The following is a 2,890-nucleotide window of genomic DNA, read 5'->3' on the forward strand; positions in this document are numbered from 1 at the left end:
CGAGCCGCGCGTTGCGGCGTCTCCCGATACGGTGAAACGGCTTACTGCGCTCGGCTTCGACATCATTGTCGAGACTGGCGCCGGCCTGAACTCGCGCATCATCGATGCGGAATTCACCGCGGCGGGTGCGAAAATCGGCAAGGCAGCGGACGCCGCCAAGGCCGATGTGGTGCTTAAGGTGCGCCGCCCTACCGACGCCGAGCTGAAAGGCTATAAATCCGGCGCTGCGGTTCTGGCCATCATGGATCCCTACGGCAATGATGCTGCGGTGGCGGCCCTTGCCAAGGCCGGGGTCACGGCGTTCTCCATGGAATTCATGCCGCGCATCACGCGCGCCCAGTCGATGGACGTGTTGTCCTCGCAAGCCAACCTCGCCGGCTATCAGGCCGTCATCGACGGTGCCGCCGAATATGACCGGGCGCTGCCGATGATGATGACGGCGGCGGGCACGGTGCCGGCGGCAAAGATCTTCGTCATGGGCGTCGGCGTCGCCGGTCTTCAGGCCATCGCCACCGCGCGGCGCCTCGGCGGTATCGTGACGGCGACCGACGTGCGCCCCGCTGCCAAGGAGCAGGTCGCCTCGCTCGGCGCTAAGTTCCTCGCCGTCGAGGACGAGGAATTCAAGGCGGCCGAAACCGCCGGCGGCTATGCCAAGGAAATGTCCAAGGAATATCAGGCCAAGCAGGCGGCGCTCACTGCAGAGCACATCGCCAAGCAGGACATCGTCATCACCACGGCACTCATTCCGGGCCGTCCGGCGCCGAAGCTGGTGTCTGCGGCCATGGTCGCCTCGATGAAGGCCGGCTCGGTCATCGTCGATCTGGCGGTCGAGCGCGGCGGCAATGTCGAGGGCGCGGTTGCGGGCAAGGTCGTCACCACGGCCAACGGCGTCAAGATCGTCGGCCACCTCAATGTGCCGGGCCGGGTCGCTGCATCCGCTTCGCTGCTTTATGCCAAGAACCTTTTTGCCTTCCTCGAAACCATGATCGACAAGGGCACGAAGCAGCTTGCGATCAACCGCGAGGACGATCTGGTCAAGGCAACGATGCTGACCGACGGCGGAAAGATCGTTCATCCCAATTTCGCCAATGCCGCACCCGCTCAAGCCGAGCCGGCAGCGAAGGCAACCAAGACAGCCGAGGCAAAGTCTGAGGCCGCGCCGAAGAAGGCCGCTGCCAAGAAACCTGCGGCGAAGAAACCGGCAACAGTCAAACCGATCGTGCCCGGTAAAAACAGGGGGGATGCGTGATGGACAAGACCGCTCTTCAACAGGCGCTCGACCAGCTTGATCAGGCCGTGGCCGCGGTGCGGCTCGGCGTGCAGGATCTGGCCAATGCGCCGGCTGCGGCTGACGCTGCGGGTGGTGTTGCCCATGCCGTTTCCGGCGGGGCGATCGATCCCTTCGTCTTCCGCTTCGCCATCTTCGTGCTGGCGATCTTCGTCGGCTACTATGTGGTGTGGTCGGTGACGCCGGCGCTGCATACGCCGCTGATGGCCGTCACCAACGCCATCTCGTCGGTTATCGTCGTCGGCGCGCTTCTGGCCGTCGGCATCTCGGCAGCGGGCCTGGCGACGGGCTTCGGCTTCGTCGCCCTGGTGCTCGCCTCGGTCAACATCTTCGGCGGCTTCCTCGTCACCCAGCGCATGCTGGCCATGTACAAGAAGAAGGACAAGTGACGTGAACGCCAACTTCGCTTCCTTCCTCTACCTCGTCTCCGGCATCCTGTTCATCCTGGCGCTGCGCGGCCTGTCGCATCCGACCACCAGCCGTCAGGGCAACACCTACGGCATGATCGGCATGGGCATCGCCATCGTCACGACGCTGGCTCTGGCCACCCCGTCTATCGGCGGGCTCGGCCTGATCGTCGCCGGCCTCGCCATCGGCGGCGGCATCGGTGCGATCACCGCGCGCCGCATCGCCATGACCTCGATGCCGCAGCTGGTCGCGGCCTTCCACTCGCTCGTCGGCATGGCCGCGGTCATGGTCGCTGCCGCGGCCATGTATGCGCCCGAAAGCTTCGGCATCGGCACGGTCGGCGCCATCCACGGCCAGGCGCTGGTCGAGATGAGCCTGGGTGTCGCCATCGGCGCCATCACGTTTACCGGCTCGGTCATCGCCTTTCTCAAGCTCGACGGCCGCATGTCGGGCAAGCCGATCATGCTGCCCGGCCGCCACTTCATCAATGCCGCCCTCGGCATTGCGCTGGTGGTGCTGATCATCCTTCTGGTCACGACGCAGAGCTACACGCTGTTCTGGCTGATCGTCGTCGCTTCGCTGGCACTCGGCGTGCTGCTGATCGTGCCGATCGGCGGCGCCGACATGCCGGTGGTCGTCTCCATGCTCAACTCCTATTCGGGTTGGGCGGCAGCGGCACTCGGCTTCACGCTCGGCAATCTGGCGCTGATCATCACCGGCGCGCTGGTTGGCTCGTCGGGTGCGATCCTGTCCTACATCATGTGCAAGGGCATGAACCGCTCCTTCATCTCGGTCATTCTCGGCGGCTTTGGCGGCGAGACGGCGGCAGCGGGTGCTGACGACGGCATCGAGCGCACCGTCAAGCAGGGCTCGGCAGACGATGCCGCCTATCTGATGATGAACGCGCAGAAGGTCATCATCGTGCCGGGCTACGGCATGGCGGTTGCGCAGGCGCAGCATGCGGTGCGTGAAATGGCCGACAAGCTGAAGGCTGCCGGCGTCGAAGTGAAATACGCCATTCACCCGGTCGCCGGCCGCATGCCTGGCCACATGAACGTGCTGCTGGCGGAAGCCAATGTGCCCTACGACGAAGTGTTCGAGCTCGAAGACATCAACTCCGAGTTCGCGCAGGCCGACGTCGCTTACGTCATCGGCGCCAACGACGTCACCAACCCGTCGGCGCGCGACGACAAG

Annotated in this window: 3 protein-coding genes; all 3 read left to right on the plus strand. The window is 65.1% G+C overall.

What is annotated here, in order from left to right:
- The coding region (locus tag WBQ96_RS28200; RefSeq protein WP_336556338.1) for a Re/Si-specific NAD(P)(+) transhydrogenase subunit alpha at positions 1-1,249 on the plus strand (1,249 nt) is incomplete at its 5' end.
- On the plus strand, positions 1,249-1,677 hold the full coding sequence (locus WBQ96_RS28205) for an NAD(P) transhydrogenase subunit alpha (protein ID WP_091915374.1): 429 nt from the start codon (positions 1,249-1,251) through the stop codon (positions 1,675-1,677). The genes WBQ96_RS28200 and WBQ96_RS28205, both read left to right, overlap by 1 nt.
- A gap of 1 nt (position 1,678) precedes the next feature.
- Positions 1,679-2,890 (plus strand): NAD(P)(+) transhydrogenase (Re/Si-specific) subunit beta (locus WBQ96_RS28210; RefSeq protein WP_336556339.1); only part of this gene is annotated, 1,212 nt, incomplete at its 3' end.

Origin of the sequence: Mesorhizobium sp. CCNWLY176 (assembly GCF_037153935.1) — a bacterium.
Lineage (GTDB): Bacteria > Pseudomonadota > Alphaproteobacteria > Rhizobiales > Rhizobiaceae > Mesorhizobium_M > Mesorhizobium_M zhangyense.

Coding starts and splice junctions, on each gene's coding strand:
- WBQ96_RS28205 (WP_091915374.1), top strand. CDS start 1,249: ATGGACAAGACCGCTCTTCAACAGGCGCTCGACCAGCTTGATCAGGCC.